2 protein-coding genes are annotated in these 2,319 nt (G+C 33.8%); one reads left to right on the plus strand and one right to left on the minus strand.

The genetic code is table 11. The annotated features are described in order from the left end of the window. Positions 1 to 73: 73 nt before the first annotated feature. The gene (locus AB3X49_RS21630; RefSeq protein ID WP_367964656.1) at positions 74 to 1,285 is read left to right on the plus strand and encodes an IS110 family RNA-guided transposase; all 1,212 of its coding nucleotides are present in this window, start codon (positions 74 to 76) and stop codon (positions 1,283 to 1,285) included. A 181-nt stretch (positions 1,286 to 1,466) separates the two neighbouring features. Here AB3X49_RS21630 and AB3X49_RS21635 read toward each other — a convergent pair whose 3' ends face one another. Further along, positions 1,467 to 1,688, minus strand: coding sequence for a hypothetical protein (locus AB3X49_RS21635; RefSeq protein WP_367964658.1), 222 nt, complete (start codon positions 1,686 to 1,688; stop codon positions 1,467 to 1,469). Positions 1,689 to 2,319 lie beyond the last annotated feature (631 nt).

Below are 2,319 nucleotides of genomic sequence, written 5' to 3' on the forward strand. Positions count from 1 at the left end.
CGAGATCGTGTATAAGAAATGGGAATCGATAAGTGTAAGTTGAAGACTTCAATTCCACCTGAGGAGGAACTATATGAAACACGTAATTGCATTTGATGTCAGTATGGGTAAAAGTTATATGGTAATTTATAATGCACAAAAACAATGTGTATTCGAAAGCGAAATCAAGCATTCTAAGCCTGATTTTGAAAAGTTACAAGAAAAGATACATAAGCTTACAGATGAGACTGGTGAATCACCTGAAATTGTGTTCGAAGCAACAGGGATCTATTCCAGACAGCTAGAACGATTTATGCAAGATAATCAGTATCCATATTGTCTATTAAATCCCTTAGAAGCAAAACTACAATGTGATTCCTTACGGATTCATAAAACAGACCGAAGTGATGCACAGCGCCTAGCTCTTACCCACTTTACAGCTACCCGAAGGGTATCTCATGGAACGAATCACATATTCCACCAGTTAAAATCTCTTTCGAGATTCTATAGCGAACTAGATGGAGAATTATCAGTGATTCGTAGTCGTATGCATAAAGTCATTCAATTAACATTTCCTGAATTAGAAAAAATGTTCACGAGTAAATCTGATTTGTTTTTAAATTTTGTTCAATTATTCCCCCATCCAGATTGTGTTTTAAGTCTTTCTAAAACGATTATAAAAAATCGTATTCGTGCTAATACCAATAAAAAAATATCAAATATTATGGCAGAGAAAAAAGCCATTCAAATACTTGAAATAGCGAAAAATTCCTATCCAGCTGTTTCTCAAAATGATGTCTTGTGTGATCAACTTAAAGCATACCCAAAACGTTATCAAGAACTACTTCAACAAAAGGAATGTTGTATTAACAAAATGGTATTTATAGCCGAACAACGTGCAGAGTATAGTATCATTCTAAGTCTTCCTGGAATTGGACCAAATACAGCTGTACGCTTAATGGCTGAAATAGGAGATATAACTCGTTTTGCGAATAACAAGCAATTGAATGCCTATGCCGGTATTGATATACGTCGCTTTCAATTAGGTAAAACTTTTTATAAAGATAAAATTAATAAACGTGGAAATAAACATTTACGAAAATTACTTTTCCTAATCATCCAAAATATGATTAAACTACGGCGTTATGGACGAAATCACATTATAGAGTACTACGATAAATTAAAAACGCAACCCTATAACAAATGTCATAAAGTTGCGTCCATTGCATTTGTAAATAAGTTATTGAAACTTCTCCTTCACCTTATTACACACAATATACACTATGATTATCGGTTAGCAGCCTAACATCCTAGTTTCATTCATCATACCATATCCGCCCCTAGTAAAAAAATAAATCCATGTTAGGGGTATTTGGCATGCATAAAAATGGATACCTATATTTTGTGATATCCAGTCCATTAAAAATCTAAAAATATAGGTTGACTAATCGTAAGAAAAGCACCCAAACGGATGCATAAGGGATAATTTAATACACTGTACTCCTTGTTCTACCAGGCTTAACGGCAACAACTTGTTGCACAGAAACAATATGTTCTGGATTAATTAGAATATCATCAAAACATATCAAACTGTTCTTAAAACTTCCATCTGAAGCAACTACTTTATCTAAAAAGCTGTCCAAGTTCATTCGAAGTATATGTACTTTTCCATCCACAAGACTCACATGGGTTGTAAATATTTTATCCATTCCAATTTCCCCTTCTCCAATTCTTCCAGCTCAAGTAACTGTTGTCTCAGGTTTAACGTGTATTACATACGTCACCTATAAAAGAGACAAACGATTTATTCCCTGAAATGGAAAATAAACGCAGATTTTATGTACCTATATTAAATTTATCTCTAATAAAAAATAATTACTAATGTATATTCATCGATTGGGTATAAAAGACCAAAAAAGGCATATTAAACGTGAGTGATGAACATACGATATGATAGACATCGTGAATGAATCTCTTTTTAGTGCCCCGCCATCCACATTCTATGTACCAAATATATATGTTCTTCCTCACCTTTTCTATTTTGAAGGGTGAAGAGCGTTCTCGTAACGGCCCAATGAAGCTTCTCTTTATCATGATACATTCGCTCTTCATCCCATTTATTTTATCTTTATTAAATAGTATCTTTCAGCTAATACCGTTACTCCCTTCGTGCTATCATAGAAACAAGTCAACCTAATTCTTCCTCTAATAGAGTATAACGTTTCCACCTCAAATAGATACTTACCCATGGTGCTAGTTGAATTTCTAGTGTCCAAAAGCCACGAAAATGAGCACATTTTCTCATTTTGAATGGAAGAAAATAGCGGTATTCAAGATGCT

The sequence above is a fragment of the Bacillus sp. C30 genome, assembly GCF_040838255.1.
In the GTDB taxonomy this organism is placed as follows: domain Bacteria; phylum Bacillota; class Bacilli; order Bacillales; family Bacillaceae_G; genus Bacillus_A; species Bacillus_A mycoides.

Bases quoted from the DNA above. Each gene is read 5' to 3' on its own strand.
- AB3X49_RS21630 (WP_367964656.1), top strand. From the start codon at position 74: ATGAAACACGTAATTGCATTTGATGTCAGTATGGGTAAAAGTTATATG.
- AB3X49_RS21635 (WP_367964658.1), bottom strand. From the start codon at position 1,688: ATGGATAAAATATTTACAACCCATGTGAGTCTTGTGGATGGAAAAGTA.